Source organism: Alkalimonas sp. NCh-2 (genome assembly GCF_039631345.1).
GTDB classification, from domain to species: domain Bacteria; phylum Pseudomonadota; class Gammaproteobacteria; order Enterobacterales; family Alteromonadaceae; genus Alkalimonas; species Alkalimonas mucilaginosa.
In genome coordinates this window covers 478,824-494,792 of sequence record NZ_JBDIUV010000002.1, presented here as the reverse complement: position 1 = coordinate 494,792, position 15,969 = coordinate 478,824, and the positions used below count along the sequence as shown (strand labels likewise).

16 protein-coding genes are annotated in these 15,969 nt (G+C 52.8%); 6 read left to right on the top strand and 10 right to left on the bottom strand.

The genetic code is table 11. From position 1 onward, the window contains the following. The first annotated feature begins 171 nt into the window (after window positions 1-171). The 3 genes from gltA (at window position 172) to ABC502_RS07480 (ending at window position 2,953) form a co-directional block, all read left to right on the top strand. Window positions 172-1,455, top strand: a complete 1,284-nt coding sequence (gene gltA / locus ABC502_RS07490; protein WP_330088983.1) for a citrate synthase — start codon at window positions 172-174, stop codon at window positions 1,453-1,455. Window positions 1,456-1,560: 105 nt separating this feature from the next. Next, on the top strand, window positions 1,561-2,010 hold the full coding sequence (locus ABC502_RS07485; protein ID WP_345915423.1) for a SufE family protein: 450 nt from the start codon (window positions 1,561-1,563) through the stop codon (window positions 2,008-2,010). A 67-nt stretch (window positions 2,011-2,077) separates the two neighbouring features. Further along, window positions 2,078-2,953 carry a lipopolysaccharide kinase InaA family protein gene (locus ABC502_RS07480; protein ID WP_345915422.1) on the top strand — a complete coding sequence of 292 codons (876 nt, stop codon included), beginning with the start codon at window positions 2,078-2,080 and terminating at the stop codon, window positions 2,951-2,953. Here the strand turns inward: ABC502_RS07480 and tcdA are convergent. Genes tcdA through ABC502_RS07445 form a run of 7 tightly spaced genes read right to left on the bottom strand, consistent with a single transcriptional unit; the run spans window position 2,950 to window position 10,422 of the window. Further along, window positions 2,950-3,744, bottom strand: coding sequence for a tRNA cyclic N6-threonylcarbamoyladenosine(37) synthase TcdA (gene tcdA / locus ABC502_RS07475; RefSeq protein ID WP_330089022.1), 795 nt, complete (start codon window positions 3,742-3,744; stop codon window positions 2,950-2,952). The two genes, ABC502_RS07480 and tcdA, sit on opposite strands and share 4 nt — an antisense overlap. A 28-nt stretch (window positions 3,745-3,772) precedes the next feature. Beyond that, the gene (locus ABC502_RS07470) at window positions 3,773-4,459 is read right to left on the bottom strand and encodes a TIGR01621 family pseudouridine synthase (RefSeq protein WP_330088980.1); all 687 of its coding nucleotides are present in this window, start codon (window positions 4,457-4,459) and stop codon (window positions 3,773-3,775) included. A gap of 12 nt (window positions 4,460-4,471) precedes the next feature. Next, on the bottom strand, window positions 4,472-5,239 hold the full coding sequence (gene kdsB, locus ABC502_RS07465; protein WP_345915421.1) for a 3-deoxy-manno-octulosonate cytidylyltransferase: 768 nt from the start codon (window positions 5,237-5,239) through the stop codon (window positions 4,472-4,474). Further along, window positions 5,221-5,424, bottom strand: coding sequence for a Trm112 family protein (locus tag ABC502_RS07460; protein WP_330088978.1), 204 nt, complete (start codon window positions 5,422-5,424; stop codon window positions 5,221-5,223). Before ABC502_RS07460 ends, kdsB begins: the two co-directional genes overlap by 19 nt. 1 nt (window position 5,425) lies before the next feature. Further along, window positions 5,426-6,388: a tetraacyldisaccharide 4'-kinase gene (gene lpxK, locus ABC502_RS07455; protein WP_330088977.1), complete on the bottom strand. Its 963-nt coding sequence runs from the start codon at window positions 6,386-6,388 to the stop codon at window positions 5,426-5,428. Beyond that, window positions 6,385-8,145: a lipid A export permease/ATP-binding protein MsbA gene (msbA, locus tag ABC502_RS07450; protein ID WP_330088976.1), complete on the bottom strand. Its 1,761-nt coding sequence runs from the start codon at window positions 8,143-8,145 to the stop codon at window positions 6,385-6,387. Before msbA ends, lpxK begins: the two co-directional genes overlap by 4 nt. Before the next feature lie 27 nt (window positions 8,146-8,172). Then, complete coding sequence (locus tag ABC502_RS07445) at window positions 8,173-10,422, bottom strand: DNA internalization-related competence protein ComEC/Rec2 (protein WP_345915652.1); 2,250 nt, start codon at window positions 10,420-10,422, stop codon at window positions 8,173-8,175. Window positions 10,423-10,450: 28 nt separating this feature from the next. Here ABC502_RS07445 and ABC502_RS07440 point away from each other — a divergent pair, with 28 nt between their 5' ends. Continuing rightward, window positions 10,451-10,984 (top strand): DUF2062 domain-containing protein, encoded by a 534-nt coding sequence (locus ABC502_RS07440; RefSeq protein WP_345915420.1) that lies wholly within the window; start codon window positions 10,451-10,453, stop codon window positions 10,982-10,984. A gap of 33 nt (window positions 10,985-11,017) precedes the next feature. On the opposite strand, the gene ABC502_RS07435 is transcribed toward ABC502_RS07440, so the two are convergent. From ABC502_RS07435 to ABC502_RS07425, 3 genes are read right to left on the bottom strand one after another with little or no spacing between them, the layout of a single operon-like run. Next, window positions 11,018-12,271, bottom strand: a complete 1,254-nt coding sequence (locus tag ABC502_RS07435) for a lipoprotein-releasing ABC transporter permease subunit (protein ID WP_345915418.1) — start codon at window positions 12,269-12,271, stop codon at window positions 11,018-11,020. Next, window positions 12,264-12,947 (bottom strand): lipoprotein-releasing ABC transporter ATP-binding protein LolD, encoded by a 684-nt coding sequence (gene lolD, locus ABC502_RS07430; RefSeq protein WP_345915417.1) that lies wholly within the window; start codon window positions 12,945-12,947, stop codon window positions 12,264-12,266. Before lolD ends, ABC502_RS07435 begins: the two co-directional genes overlap by 8 nt. After that, complete coding sequence (locus ABC502_RS07425; protein WP_330088971.1) at window positions 12,940-14,274, bottom strand: lipoprotein-releasing ABC transporter permease subunit; 1,335 nt, start codon at window positions 14,272-14,274, stop codon at window positions 12,940-12,942. The genes lolD and ABC502_RS07425 overlap by 8 nt, the downstream gene beginning before the upstream one ends. Between ABC502_RS07425 and ABC502_RS07420 the strand changes: the two genes are divergently transcribed. Together ABC502_RS07420 and ABC502_RS07415 are read left to right on the top strand one after the other, a co-directional pair. After that, the gene (locus ABC502_RS07420; protein ID WP_330088970.1) at window positions 14,260-14,859 is read left to right on the top strand and encodes a PilZ domain-containing protein; all 600 of its coding nucleotides are present in this window, start codon (window positions 14,260-14,262) and stop codon (window positions 14,857-14,859) included. The two genes, ABC502_RS07425 and ABC502_RS07420, sit on opposite strands and share 15 nt — an antisense overlap. 45 nt (window positions 14,860-14,904) lie before the next feature. Beyond that, window positions 14,905-15,954 carry an agmatine deiminase family protein gene (locus ABC502_RS07415; RefSeq protein WP_345915416.1) on the top strand — a complete coding sequence of 350 codons (1,050 nt, stop codon included), beginning with the start codon at window positions 14,905-14,907 and terminating at the stop codon, window positions 15,952-15,954. Window positions 15,955-15,969: the final 15 nt, after the last annotated feature.

Sequence of the window (15,969 nt, the reverse complement as noted above, 5' to 3'; positions counted from 1 at the left end):
AAAAAATCCTGTGCCGGCACGGTGCCATAAACCGCTTGGCACTGCAATACGACCAGAGTCGTATACTTATTGCACAAAAACGCATTAAAATTGACTTTTGGGGTGGATTTGCAGTTAGAATAGCTGCAGCATCCCTCTTCTGATACTTAATCAATTAATAGGAGAAATCCAATGGCAGATAAGAAAGCCGTCGTGCAGATCGATGAGACATCGTTCGAGTTGCCTATCTATTCAGGTACGGCTGGCACCGACGTAATTGACGTTCGCGCCTTGGGTCAGCATGGGTACTTCACCTTTGATCCTGGTTTTATGTCGACCGGATCCTGTGAATCAAAAATTACCTATATTGACGGTGACAAAGGCGTGCTGCTGCATCGGGGTTACCCTATTGAACAATTGGCGGAACAATCCAATTATCTGGAATTGTGTTATCTGCTGCTGGAAGGTGAATTACCGAATCAAGCGCAGTACGACCAGTTCGAAAACACCATTACACGCCATACCATGGTGCACGAAAAAATCGCCTCGTTCTTCCAGGGCTTTCGGGTAGATGCCCACCCCATGGCTATGCTCTGTGGTGTGGTTGGTGCTTTGTCGTCTTTTTACCACTCAGACCTCGATATCAATGACCCAGAGCAGCGTAAACGCAGCGCTCACCGCTTGATTGCCAAGTTGCCGACCATCTCGGCCATGGCCTATAAATACACCGTCGGTCAACCTTTTGTATATCCACGCAACGAACTGAGCTACGCCGAAAACTTCCTGCATATGATGTTCTCAGTGCCAGCAGAAGACTATAAAGTGAGCCCGGTACTGGCTAAAGCCATGGACCGCATCTTTATGTTGCATGCCGACCATGAACAAAATGCATCCACTTCCACAGTACGTCTGGCTGGTTCCTCAGGTGCCAACCCATACGCCTGTATCGCCGCGGGTGTTGCCTCGTTGTGGGGCCCGGCCCATGGTGGTGCCAACGAAGCCTGTCTGAAGATGCTGCAGGAGATCGGTTCGGTGGAGCGCATTCCTGAATTCGTCGCACGCGCCAAAGACAAAAACGACGCCTTCCGCCTGATGGGCTTTGGTCACCGTGTGTACAAAAACTTTGACCCACGCGCCAAAGTGATGCGGGAAACCTGTCATGAAGTATTGAAAGAACTGAACATCAAGGATCCGCTGCTGGATGTGGCAATGGAGCTGGAACGCATCGCGCTGGAAGATCCGTACTTCATCGAGAAAAAGCTGTACCCGAACGTCGATTTCTACAGCGGTATTATCTTAAAAGCCATCGGCATTCCAACCAGCATGTTCACTGTCATCTTCGCTATGTCGCGCACTGTAGGCTGGATCTCACACTGGGATGAGATGCTAAGCGAGAAAGGCCATAAAATCGGCCGTCCTCGCCAGCTGTATACCGGCTACACCAGCCGTGATTTAAAAAGCATCAATCAGCGTTAAGCGCTTCGCTTACACTAGTTGCAAAGCGACCTTCGGGTCGCTTTTTACTTTCCACACGCATTATCATAGACTGTTGCCCTGTTAAGACAGCACACCGGAGTAGCTATGTCCTTTCATCTTGCCAGCACCCTTGAAACTACCACCACAGCCTTGCAGCATGTCCAGCAGCAACTGCCAGAGCTGGCGCAGCAAGGACATTGGCAGGAACGCTACCGGCAACTGATGCAACTGGCAAAACAACTCCCATCCATCCCTGAAGAGCATCGCCCTGCCAGTGCGATAATTTCTGGCTGCGAAAGCCGGGCCTGGCTGCTGCACTATCACGATGGTTCCAGCGACAAACACTTCTTTATTTTTGAGTCGGATGCACGTATTGTTAAAGCTTTGCTTGCTGTTTTATTGTGCCAAATCAATGGCATGTCTACAGCTGAGCTCAAAGAAACCAAGTTGGAGCACTGCCTGCAACGCCTGCACCTGACACAACATCTTAGTCAGTCCAGAGCCAAGGGTCTGACAGCTGTTATTCAAAGGTTAAAAAAAATACAGTCAAGTTAAAGTTCAGCTTGCATTCAGCTTTTTTGCTATAATCTGCCGATGATAGATCCCATTCGGAGCATGCTGCATGTCCTCTCAACCCCCCTCACACTCTCAGCAACCTCTGCTGCAACCACTGCGCCAGCAGATTGCAGAACAATCCGCCCGCACCTTTAGCTGCCAGTTCGAAGGCCAGACCGTCTGGGTGAAACGAGCGGAATACCATGCATCCCCACGTTGGCGCTGGCTAGCGTCTTGCATCGCCCGAATCAGCAATAACCCACTCTACATTCCTACCCAGGCTCCGGCCGGAGTTGTCGCTATTCAAGAGGAAGCCAAACGGCTGCAACATCTCAGTGATTTAGGTGTCCCTGTGCCGAAATTAATCGCCGCCGAAGCAGATTGGATTGCACTTGCAGATGCCGGGCCCTCGTTAAAACAGTGGTTATTAAGCCCTGATTGCAGCGAGCAGGAAAAATCCACGATTTTACTGGCTGCAGCGAAAGCTCTGGCGGATTTGCATCAGGCAGGCCGTTGGCATGGCCGCCCTGCATTGCGCGATATGGCCTGGGATGGTGAGCGTATTTGCTTTTTAGATTTTGAAGAAGATCCGGCTAAAGTACTAACCAATGAGCAATGCCAAATTCGCGATGTGCTGGTTTTTATTCATGGTTTGTACCGTTATCTGCCAGCAGATAGCAGCTTAATTACTCAGGCCATTCTGTGCTACAAAACCCATGCACCACAGCATATCTGGCAGCAGAGCGTGCAGCTGGTTGATCGGATGTGGGTCCTGTATCGATTGGTGCATCTGCTATCGCCAATAGCAGGGAAAGATGTGCGCCAGGCTTATTTCATGCTTCGTTATCTGCGCAGCCCTGAGGCGCGTCGACGCAGCCGGCTACGCTGGTTGCTGCTTACAACCTTAGGGCTATGCTTTACTCTGGCCAATCACATTGATTAGTTTTGTGATTCGTTCTGTGCCTTTTTCGCCAGCTTTTGCAGCAGTCGTGCCACCGCGGCCATACCAAAGCTGGCAGTTACCACAGTAGCAGCTCCAAAGCCACCGCTGCAATCCAACCGCATAGGGCCAGCCGTTGTTTGTTTTTGCTGACAGACGGTGCCATCAGGCTGTGGGTATTTCAGCTGCTCGGTCGAATACACGCAATCAATGCCATAGCGGCGCTTGGGGTTACGACTGTATTGGTAATCCCGGCGCAAGGTATTGCGCACTTTGGCCAACAAAGGATCGTTGGTCGTTTGCGTCAAATCAGCCACCTGAATTTGCGTTGGATCAAGCTGGCCGCCAGCTCCACCGGTACAAATCACTGGGATTTTCTGCCGCTTACAATGCGCCAGCAGCGCCACTTTAGCTGCCACCGAGTCGATGGCATCTACCACATAATCCATATCCGGAGTAATAAGCTCGAACAGATTGTCTTTACTGATAAAATCAGAGACCTCATTGACCAGACAACCAGGCCAGATAGCCCGCAGACGTTCCGCCATCACTGCAACTTTATCACGCCCTATGGTGTCACAGGTGGTATGCAATTGCCGGTTGGTATTGCTTACGCAAATGTCATCCAGGTCAATCAGGGTAATACGACCCACGCCTGAGCGTACCAGAGCTTCTGCGGCCCAACTCCCAACACCACCAATACCAATCACACAAACATGCGCCTGTTGAAAATGCGCCAGGGCCTTCACGCCGTACAGGCGCGCTATGCCTGCAAAACGCTGCTCATCCCGGATCTCTCTAGCTGTCGTTTCAGCCGGAAGCTTATTTGCCACCTGAATCACTCACTCTTGTTGTTGGTTGTTGGAAAGATGGCCAACTCAATTGCCAGGGAGTTAGCCAGGGTAACGTCTGCCGGGCAAAAGCATCTCCCTGTTGCGGTGTACAGAGTAACTCGATGCGTTGACCTTGCCAGTCGAAACAGAGCGCATAAGCATGCAGATAGCCCCGATCAGCCGGGCTGCCGCCATAGAGCTCATCACCAAGAATAGGACTGCCCAGGCTCTTCAGGGCCACCCGTATCTGGTGCGTCTTGCCAGTCCAGGGTTTTAGCAGAAAGAGCCGGCTACCAGTCGCGGCTGCTCCCTGACTGATAAAATAGGTCACAGCTGGCTGCTGCTGGCTGGCCAGTAGCTTCCAGGCACCTCGCCGGGCTTTCACCATATCGCCTTTCACCCAGCCTTGCTTGCGCTTTGGCTTACGATCGCTCAGCGCCAGATAGTACTTTTCCATCTGCTGTAGCCGGAATTTAGCGGCAAGCTCAGCAGCCGCCGAAGATGATTTAGCCAGCAACAAGATACCGGATGTCATTTTATCCAATCGATGCACCGGGTACAGTTTCAGACCAAGCTGCTGCTCAGCCTGCACCACCAGGCCAGCTCCCGACTCAGAATGAAAACTGATCCCGGCAGGCTTATGCAGCGCCAGCCAGTCCGGGTGGTCTTTTAACAAGGTTAGAATAATTCAATCTCTCTGCTGCTGAGCCAACGACTGGCAAAATGCCCGTGCGGCCGCCAGATCATCGGGAGTATCCACACCATGGGGTGGATACTCCAGCGCCAGTGCCACATGGATTTTTTCACCATACCAAAGCACCCGTAACTGCTCCAGTGACTCAAGCTGCTCCAATACCGAAGCCGGCCAATTGATATAGCGGCGGATAAAGCCTGCACGGTATGCATAAATGCCAATATGCCGGCGATAATGCAATGCCAGTTGACTGCCAAACTGGGCGTCCCGGTCAAAAGGGATACAAGCCCGGCTAAAATACAACGCATAGCCTTGCTGATCACAGACCACTTTTACAGTATTCGGGTTTGCCAGCTCAGCCTGATCTTCAATAGCAACCGCCAAAGTTGCCATTTCAGCCAGTTGTTGGTTTACCAGGTTAGTCGCCACCTGATGAATGATCCGGGCAGGAATAAAAGGTTCATCCCCTTGCACATTGACCACCACAGCATCGTCAGCTAACGCAAGTTGTTGAACGACTTCGGCCAGCCGCTCAGTGCCAGAGCTATGGTCAGCTTGCGTCATGCAGACATCGCCACCAAAAGACTGCACCGCTGCAAAGACCCGCTGATCATCGGTAGCAACGACCACCCGGCTGGCCCCACTGGCCAGTGCCTGCCGATAGACACGCTCAATCATGCTCATGCCAGCGATGTCTGCCAAAGGCTTCCCTGGCAAACGGCTACTGGCATAGCGGGCAGGTATTACGACGATGAAGTCCATGCTTCCAGTTCCTCTGCGGTCAACTGACGGGCTTCTGTCTCCAGCATCACCGGCACCTGGTCGTGTACAGGAAATGCCAGCTTATCAAAGGTACAAATTAATTCCGCTTGCTTCGCACTGTATTTCAACTTTCCTTTACACAGCGGGCAAGCCAGAATTTCTGTTAAAGCAACGGGTAAGCTCATATCAGCTCCGTAATGCCGCCAACAGGGCGGACAGTTTCTGTACAACCTCAGGCTCAGGTACCGCTGCAACCTGCAACTGATACCAGCCAGCCCGGGCAAATGGGCGGCATTTTACCGCATCTTTTTCTGTCATGAGAAGCGGAACCGGCAAGGATGCCAATTCCGCCGCACTGTATGCATGATGGTCCGGGAAAAAAAAGCACTGCAACACCTGATAACCTGCGTCCCTGGCCGTCCGCTCAAAACGGCGCGGGTTGCCAATCGCAGCCAATAAATGCACCGCATCGGCGGTCAGTGGTTGTTGATCCAATAACGCGGTAGCAGCAGTCACCTGCAACTGCATCTGGCCCGTTGCCAGGGCATGCGATCCGCTATTGGCAATCACCAAATCGACCCCCTGCAACCTGCTAACCGGCTCACGCAATGGACCGGCTGGTAACAGCAACTGGTTACCAAGCCCTCGCTGGCCGTCGATCAAAACGATTTCAACAGCGCGCTGCATGCGGTAATGCTGCAAGCCATCATCACTGATAATAATATCGCAGTCCTGCTGCTCCAGCAGAAAGTGACCGGCAGCGACACGATCCGGACAAACCACCACCGGGCAACCTGAGCGTTGCGCCAACAGCAGCGGTTCGTCTCCCACCTCGTTGGCATTCGCATCTGGTGTCACTTGTGTTGGGTATCGGATCTTTGCGCCATAGCCGCGGCTGATAATGCCTGGTTTATACCCTTGTTGCTGCAACCAGTGGCACAGCCACAGGGTAAAAGGGGTTTTACCAGTCCCCCCGACACTGATGTTGCCCACCACAATCACAGGAACAGGCAAGGCCTCACTGGCAAGCCACCCTTGTCGGTAAGCAAAGCGCCTTAACGCCGTCACACCAGCAAAGAGCCAGCTTAGCGGCCACAGCAGCCAACACCACCAGGCAGACCGATACCAGCCGCGCTCCAGCCAGCTCATGCCGGTTTGGAACCAAATTGCATCTTGTACAGCTGGGCATAGGCTCCATCCTTGGCCAGCAGACTGGCGTGATTGCCCCGCTCAATAATTTGGCCTTGATCCATCACCAGAATTTGATCGGCATTTTCAATGGTGGATAAGCGGTGCGCAATCACAATGTTGGTACGCCCTTTGAGCAGCTCATCCAGTGCCGCCTGAATTTTTCGTTCCGACTCAGTATCGAGCGCCGAGGTAGCCTCATCCAGGATTAAGATGGGCGCCTGACGCAGCAAAGCACGGGCAATCGCTATTCGCTGACGTTGGCCACCACTGAGTGAAACACCATTTTCCCCAATGATGGTATTAAGCCCATCTTTCATCTGGCTGGAAAACTCCAGCACATGCGCTTTTTCTGCCACATCCAATAGCCGCTCTTCACTGACCGGCTGCTCCAGACCATACATGATGTTGTTGGCAATGCTGTCGTTAAACAAAGTCACGTGCTGAGAAACAATGGCCATTTGTTCACGCAGCGAACTTAAAGTGCAACTTTTAACGGAGATATCATCCAGCAGGATGCGGCCTTTCTCGATTTCATAAAAACGCGGCAGCAAACTGGAAATGGTGGTTTTACCACTACCGGAGCGTCCAACCAGGGCTACGGTCTGGCCTGGCATGACTTCAAAGGTAATATCTTTCAGCACTTGCTTTTCTTCATGCCCCGGGTAACTGAAATCAACATGATCAAAGCGGATATGCCCGGATATTCTTCCCAGTTCTCGACTACCGGTATCCTGCTCGGGTATTTGATCCAGGATCCGGAACACGCTATTGGCCGCTGCCAGACCACGCTGGAAATCACCATTGACCGTAGTCAATTGTTTCAAAGGCCTTAGTAACATCACCATGGCCGATACAATCAGCGTAAACTTACCGGCGGTCAAGCTTTCCAGCATCGCCGGCTGGCTGGCCAGAAAAAGAACAAATGCCAGTGCAAAAGAGGCGATCAATTGCACCACCCCGGTGCTCATGGCTTTGGCCGACTCCAGCTTCACATCCTGCTGACGGGTTACATTATTAACCCTGGAAAAGCGTTCTTTCTCAATGGCCTGGCCACCGAAAGATAAAATAACTTTATGGCCATTCAACATCTGTTCCGAGCAGGTCGTCACCTGGCCCATCGCTGTTTGAATACGATTGCTGATTTTACGGAATCGTTTGGATACAAAGCCCACGATAATCGCAATGATAGGCGCTATTAACAAGAAAATCAGTGACAACTGCCAGCTATGCCAAAACATCAGGCCAATTAAGCCAAACACAAAGGCCCCTTCCCGGATCAGCACAATAAGCGCCTTGGAAGTCGCCTGTTTCAGTTGCTCAGTATCGTAAGTAATTTTGGAAATCATATCGCCGGTAGAGTGTTTATCATGGAACGACACCGGCAAGCGCATCAGATGCTCAAACAGTTGCTGCCGCATATCTTTGACAATATTGGCTCCAACCCAGCTCAGGCAGTAGGTGGCAATAAAATGCGACGCACCACGAAATAAAAACATCACGATTATAAACAGCGGAGCATATTTCAGAAAATCAGCATCTTTCCCTTCAATGCCATCATCAATAAAAGGCTGCAGCATGGAAATAAAGCCAACATCCACCAGGGCGTAACCCACCATCCCGAGCATAGCCAGGACAAAGCCAATACGATACGGCTTTAAATAACCCAACAGTCGTTGGGATGTTTTGTTCGAAATATCACTGATATGCAAATTCATAATCCTGATTGTATCGTTGCTGACATTCTAACGTCTCTGCGATGGAGGCACAGCAGTTAGTTGCATAGAATCCAGCCAAAATGGTAGCCGGGTGGCTCGTTTGCTATATATTTGCACAGAATCAGGGGCAATGGCTATCTGAATCGTGCCAAGCTGTGCCGTGCTTAGGAGTGGGATCTCCAGCGCATCCAGCCGCAACTGGACTGCTGCAGCAGGAGCAGGCACGCGACCACGCTGGCCATGGCTGCTCAATGCCAGCCGGGGTCGCAGCTGCATCAAAAAGTCCAGGCCGCTGGCAGTATCCCGCCCCTGCCCGGACAGTAACAGCATATCTACCGTTAACTCTGGATACTGCCGCAACAAACGCTGCTCATCCGCTAGCCGCATAGCGCCGGGCAACAGAATGCGCCATCCTTCCACCTCAAGTAAGATCACACAGGACGGAGCCTGCTCAGCAGCATGCAGAGTGCTGTCCTGCAGAACCACCAGCTCTGCAGTATAAAACTGCATAGGCAACTGGGCGCAACCTTTCGAATGATGTGCCGTAGGCACATCGGTATAGACTTGCAGCCCGGGATAATGCTGCCGCAGCACTGGCCAGTGCCCAAGCGATCCCGCCTGCTGCTGACTTAACACCAAGTAATGCAGCTGCTTGATACCAACGCTTCGCAAATAAGGTAAAATCAACCGTTCGGTGGCACTGCTATCGCCCCAGCCAGGTCCGGCATCATACAGCAAGGCATGCTGCTGATACTGCAGCACAATAGCCTGACCGGCCCCCACATCCAGCAGATGCAAGCGCCAGCCCTGCGGCTGTTGTACGGCAGCAAAGAACGGAATAAAAGCCAACACCACCAGCAAGGCGATAGCGACACGACGAACCAGTAACAGCATCAACAGGCTCATCGCCGCCGCCAGCAACAACCAAAACGGCATCTCAGGTCGTTGCCACCAAAACCAGGATTGATCAGCGGCCCACTCCAGCCACCAGAGCAAAGGCAGAAACAACTTATCCATCCAGGGCCACAGCCCTGCGGCCCATTCCGGCTGCATACTTTGCAATAAAGCAGTCATCAGCAATGCCGGGATGGCCACCAAAGAACACCAGGGCACAAACAACAGATTTGATATCAGTGCAAACAGCGAGAAGCCGCCAAAAAACAGCAATGTGACGGGTATCATGCAAAAGGTCATAAATACATGGAAGCCCAGGAGTTGCTTCAGACGCAGCCAGCTCCCTGAGCCAGCCGGGGCAAAACACCATAGATAGATAAAAATGAAGCCAACGGCCACTACCGACAACCAGAAGCTCTGGCTTAAAGCCCACATCGGCTGCCACAAGAGCAACAGAGCAACCAATAGCAGCCAAAAGCGATGATAGGTCAATCGTTGCAAGTACCAGTTGTACATCACCAACAACGTCAGTGCCAGTAAGGCCCGCACCGTTGGGATCGCAAAACCAGCCAACCAGGCATAAACCAAAGCGGCCATCAAAGCGAGTAGCAGTCGCACTCGTTGTTGCCAAATAGGATCCAGCCCAATCCAGCGCAAGGGCAGTAACAGCCAACAGCACCAGCCAAACACCAGGCCAATATGAAGCCCGGAAATTGCCATTAAATGGCCCAGGGAGGCATGCTGCAGTCCTTGCCACAAGTTCTGTGAAAAAGAACGCTCACCAAAGGTAAGCGCCAGCAGCAGGGCCTGGCTATCAAGTGACCTGGTCGCTTGCCAAAACTGTGCGTACAGTCGCTGACGCAGGGCAATGCGATTCCCAAGTAACATGGCTGGCTGCTCTGTGCGGACACTGGCCCGGGCTAACTGCTGGCGGATCAAAGCCTGACGCTGTGCTGAGTAGCCTGCCCGGCTGGCCTCATCCCGGATTGCACTGAGCTGAACAGGTAATTGCCATACCTGACCGGCAGCCAGCTGCTCTGGCGCATTGTACCAGCGCACCTGAACCCGATAGCCGGCAGCCGGCCCCTGCAGCAACTCCAGCTCAAACTGAGCAGAAGTATCAAAATAGCGTGGTATAGTTGCAATCCGTCCTTCTACGTGGGTGGCAGCGGTCTGTAATAACTGTAAAGACGCCTGCTGATGGTGCCAGACCGTCCAGTGCCAACTGAGCAGATACAAAGCCGCACCGAGGCAAAACCAACAGCGCCGCCAGCCGAAAAATGCTACACTGAGCAACAGAAGCAAAAATACAAAAAAAGGTGGCACTGCCGGTAAAAATAGCGACAATAGGCAACCAAACAGTATTCCCAACCCCAGAGCCATCATGTTTACTTTGAGTAAATGAGTTGTAATGCCAAAGAAGACTATTCGAAAATACCTGCCAAATCCAGAGGTAATTCGTCAAAGTAAGGCGCTGCAAATTTTCGGCACCCTGCTGCACGATGCCAATCTGTGGCATTTAAACCGCCGATCGGCGCGCGGTGCTATTGCTATTGGCTTATTCTGGGCCTGGATGCCGATGCCTTTTCAGATGGTGGCTTCAGCCGCTGTGGCTATTCCGTTGAGGGTTAATTTACCGCTGGCGGTGGGCTGTGTCTGGTTATCGAATCCGCTGACCATGCCGGTGATGTTTTATCTTTGCTATCTGGTGGGTAGCGCCGTACTGGCGGCCCCGCTGGAGCCCTTCGCGTTCGAAGCCAGTATTGAATGGTTGGTCAGCAGTATGGCGACCATCGGCAAGCCCTTCTTACTGGGCTGCCTGCTGATGGGCACCACCGCCAGTATCGTTGGTTACTTTTTAATTGACTGGCTTTGGGTGCTGTCGATACGGCGGGCGCAGCGCGACCGCCGTAATGGCAACGGGAATGGTAACGGGATGAAGTAGTGCCCGGTCCTGAAGGATGGGCACTAGCCCAAGCTATTTTTGCCCCAAGACCCGGGCTGGTTGCACCCGACTGGCACGCCAGGCCGGGTACAAAGTTGCCACCAGGCTTAAGCTAAGCGCAATACTGACCGTCCAGATAAGATCACGCCACAAAAATACCGACGGTACAAAGTCGATAAAATAAATACTGGGATCCAGAAAGCTTTTACCGCTTAGTCTGGAAAACAAATAAAACAACGGCTCGATGTAACGGCTCAGCAACCAGCCGGTCAGAGCGCCCACGCTGGTACCAATCAAGCCATTGAGCCACCCCAACCACATAAAGGTTCGGATCACGGCACCGGGTGCCAGTCCCATGGTCAGTAAGATGGCGATATCGGACTCTTTCTCCCGCACCGCCATCACCAAAGTAGCGACAATATTAAAACAGGCCACGGCTATCACCAGCGCCAGTACCAGGTAAACAATACTGCGTACCATCTGAATATCCTGATACAAATGGCCCTGGGTCCGCATCCAGTCCTGTAGATACACATAATCATGCGACCAGCTGCCCAGTTGCTGGGCTACCCTGGGGGCAGCGAACAGGTCGTTTAATTGAAAGGCAAAGCCATGCACGCTGTCGGCTGGCATCAGCAGCCAGGAAGCCAAAGCAGGCATCGCCACCCAGGCTTGCTGATAATCCAGCTGCCCGCCAACCTGAATGATGGCCGATACGGTCAACACCACCGTCTGACTGCGCGCCAGCCGGCCATCCGGATTAAATTGCGGTAACATCAGCTGCACCTGATCACCGACATCCAGTTGCAAAGCCTCGGCCAGCCCCCGCCCCAGAATGATGCTATCGTCAGGCAATGCATCCAGTGTTCCTGCGTGCAGGTAACGGGAAAAATCGGTAATGCCCTGCTCTTCCGCCAGCAAGACACCACGCACAGCCGCCCCTTTCACCTGCTGCCCCTGCCGTAAGATGCCATTACTTTTAATGTAAGGTGCAGCAGCAGTCACCGCCGGATGCTCCGCCATGCGATCCAGCTTCATCGGCCAGTCAAGGATTTGTCCGTCGACCGACTGCAGCTCAATATGCGGGATCACCGCCAACAGCCGGTCTTTCAAGGCCTGCTCAAAGCCATTCATCACCGACAAAGCCAGGATCATCACCGCCACGCCAAGACCTATTCCCAGGGTAGAAGAGGCCGAAATAAAACGGATAAAGGCATTGCTGTGGCGGGTGCGACGGTATCTTCGTGCCAGTTGCCAGGACAAGGATTGAAACCATGCACTATGCATCAGGCTGCTCCAGCAAGCCATCCTGCATTAAATAGTAGCGATCACATTTAGCCGCCAATTGCTGATCATGGGTCACAATAACAAAACTGGTGCCAAGCTGCTGATTGAGCTCACGCAGTAATGCATAAATTGATTCAGCCGTCTGATGATCCAGGTTCCCAGTCGGCTCATCCGCCAGCACCAGTGCCGGCTTGGCAACCAGGGCCCGCGCAATCGCTACCCGCTGCCGCTCACCACCACTCAGCTCGGCAGGCCGATGCGTTAAACGGTGCGCCAAACCAACCCGCTCTAACATACTTTTTGCCGCCTGCCCGGCCACCGCTTCAGACTCACCGCGAATGCGCAGTGGCATGGCGACATTTTCCAGCGCAGTAAAGTCCATCAGCAAATGATGGAACTGGTAAATAAAGCCCAGATGCAGATTACGCAAGCTGGCTTTCTCGCGCTCAGATAATGAGCCCACATCCTTTCCCATCAAGCACAGACTGCCACTATCGGGCTGCTCCAGCGTTCCAAGCAGATGCAACAAAGTGCTTTTGCCCGAACCTGAGCTACCCACAATGGCCACCATAGTGCCGGCTTCCAACTGGATACTAACGCCATTGAGCACTGGTGTGCGGTAAGATCCGTCCCGGAATGCTTTTACCAGTTGGCGCCCTTCTAATACTTTATTCATCACGCAATACTTCCGCAGGTTGGATCTGCACTGCCCGCCAGGCCGGATACAACACGGCCAGAAAGGTCAACAGCAAGGCACTGCACACAATAACAAGGATTTGCGACCCTTTCATCAACACCGGCAGCTCAATACCGCCTGCAATTTGCAAACCAAACAGCGCCAACAAAGCATTGATAGAGCCACTTAGCAACACACCGGCAATGGCACCCAGCACAGCACCCAGCACCCCATTGCTCATGCCTTGCACTGCAAAAATGGTAAAGAGTTGATGATTCTGCATGCCTTGAGTTTTTAAAATGGCGACTTCGGCTTGCTTTTCCGTCACCATCATCACCAGGGCCGAGACAATATTAAAAGCAGCTACCGCGACTATCAGCAACAGCAGGAGCCACATCATGGCCTTTTCCATCGCCACAGCGGCAAATAATTTGCCATGACTTTGCCGCCAGTCCTGGACCGCCTGGAAATGACCATCCCGGATAAGCTGGGCACCAAAGGCCGGTGCAGCAAAAGGGTCCTGCAACTGAATTCGCCATTGAATGGAGTCCGGCTTGTCAGTGCCGGGTTGCTGCACCAACCGCTGCAAGGCATCCAACTGAACCACCGCTAACACCTGATCCAGCTCTGAGCCGGTTTCCAGCAACCCGACCACCTGAAACAGACGTTGTCGCGGCATCCAGCCGAGCGGTGTATAACTACCGCCTTGTGCTAACGATAAACGCAGCGAGTCGCCCAGCCCGACCTCGAGCTCATCGGCCAACTGACGGCCAAGCACGATAGGAAAACGCTGCTGCGCCAATTGCTGCCACTGTCCCCGTACCAGACTTTGTGCCATAAAGTCTGGCAGTTGCTCTACATCCACGCCTTGCAACTGCACCGGCATCAATTGCCTGGGTGACTGCACCATTGCCTCAGCCTGAATAAAAGGGCTGATCTGGACAATACCGGGATAATCCTGTTGCAGCTGTGCTTGCCAGTTTTCGGCACTCTGACCATCCGGCTGCACTATCAGATGGGGCAATACACCCAGAATGCGCTTTTTTAGCTCGGCTTCAAAGCCGTTCATCACCGAGCTGACTATCGTCAATGCCATGACACCGAGAAAAATCCCGGCAATAGAAAACAACGTAATAAAGGAAATAATCGCATTTCCTTTGCGGCTCTGGCTGTAACGCAGGCCGATCCACAAGCTGACTGGTAGCTGCATAGACGGTATCGGATCTTCAGGACAATGTCGTCGTAAAGTGGTAAAGTGAGCGACATAGTACCAGACAAACTCTTGTTCAGCATCCGGAAAACAGGCAACCGCATGGATCCAGCACAACTAGCCCGGCTCAAAGAAGACTTTGCCGACTATTTTCAAATTGAGCACAGCATTGCCCTCAACGCCCAACCCTATCCGGGCGACGGCGACACTTTGACGGAAGACGACTTTCTGGCACTGATGCCAGAGCCGTTTCGTCTTGCCAGCGAGATGGTACAACTAAACAGCTCATCCATTCGCAACCTGTCCCGTTTAGGGGATGCTGCCGATGAGCTCAGCCGTTATTTGCAGCAGTTGGCAAAAAAAGTCGACATGATGATGCATTACATTCTGCAACAGCAGGATCAGGCCGAGTACCGCTACCACACCCTTAGTTATGGTGGCTCGGGCCTGTGTTTGCAAAGCAAACAGGCATTAGCAACCGGTGACTGGCTGCAGCTGAAAATATTTCTGGCGCACGGCGAAGGCGCAGTGTTTTGCCTGGGCCAGGTGCTGGAGTCCAGGCCTGTTGCAAATAGCGACGAATGGCAAGTGGATGTGGTGTACCGCCATATCCGCGAATTGGATCAGGAACTCATTGTACGGGCCAGCCTGCATGAGCAAACCCGGCAACTGAAACTGAAAAAAGAACAGCGCGACCGATAATTCGCTTACCAGCAAATCGCTCGCAACAGAAAGGAAAGAATCAAGGTGTCCGATTATTCACTACCGGCTGAATGGGCCAAACAAGATGCCATTATGCTGACCTGGCCGCACAGCGCCACCGACTGGGCTCCGATGCTGGCTGAAGTAACAGAAGTATACCGCCAATTGACCAAAGAAATTGCCAGCCGGCAGCAATTGGTCATTATCTGCCACGATGCGCAGGTACAGCGGCAGGTCGAAGCAATAGTAGCCGAACTCGCCGTACCCGCCGGTCGCATTCACCTGGTACAGGCACCTTGCAACGACACCTGGGCACGCGATCACGGCCCTATTACCGTGCTGGATAAAAACGGCAACCCTTGCCTGTTGGACTTCACCTTTACTGCCTGGGGCGATAAATTTGCAGCCAATCTGGATAACAACATCAATCAGCAGCTGTTTCAGGCTGACTGCATAGCCGATATCCCCAAGCGCAAAGTGGAGCTGGTGCTGGAAGGTGGCGGCATTGAATCCGATGGCAAAGGCAGCCTGCTGGTCACAAAAAAATGCTTGCTCAACCCCAACCGCAATCCAGAGCTTAACCAGGCCGAGATTGAACAACAGCTGTGTCAGCAGCTGGGTATGCAACGGGTGCTGTGGTTGGAGCATGGCTATCTGGCCGGCGATGATACCGATGCCCACATTGATACCCTGGTACGTTTTGCGCCGGACGATACCTTGGTCTATGTAAGCTGTGATGATCCGAAAGACGAACACTTTCGGGAGCTGCAAGCCATGGCGCATGAGCTGACCGATTTCAAAACGCTCGATGGCAAACCGTACCACCTGATCCCATTGCCCTGGCCTGCCGCCAAATTCAACGCCGATGGTGAGCGCCTGCCGGCCAGTTATGCCAATTATCTGATTATGAACGATGCCGTATTGGTACCAACTTACCACGACAGTCAGGATACCGTGGCCTTAGCACAAATTCAGCGTGCTTACCCACAGCATCAGGTGATTGGTGTACACTGCCTGCCACTGATCCACCAATACGGCAGCCTGCACTGTGTCACCATGCAATTGCCTGCAGGTGTGTTGCACCGCAGCATTTAACCATGAGATCCTAGT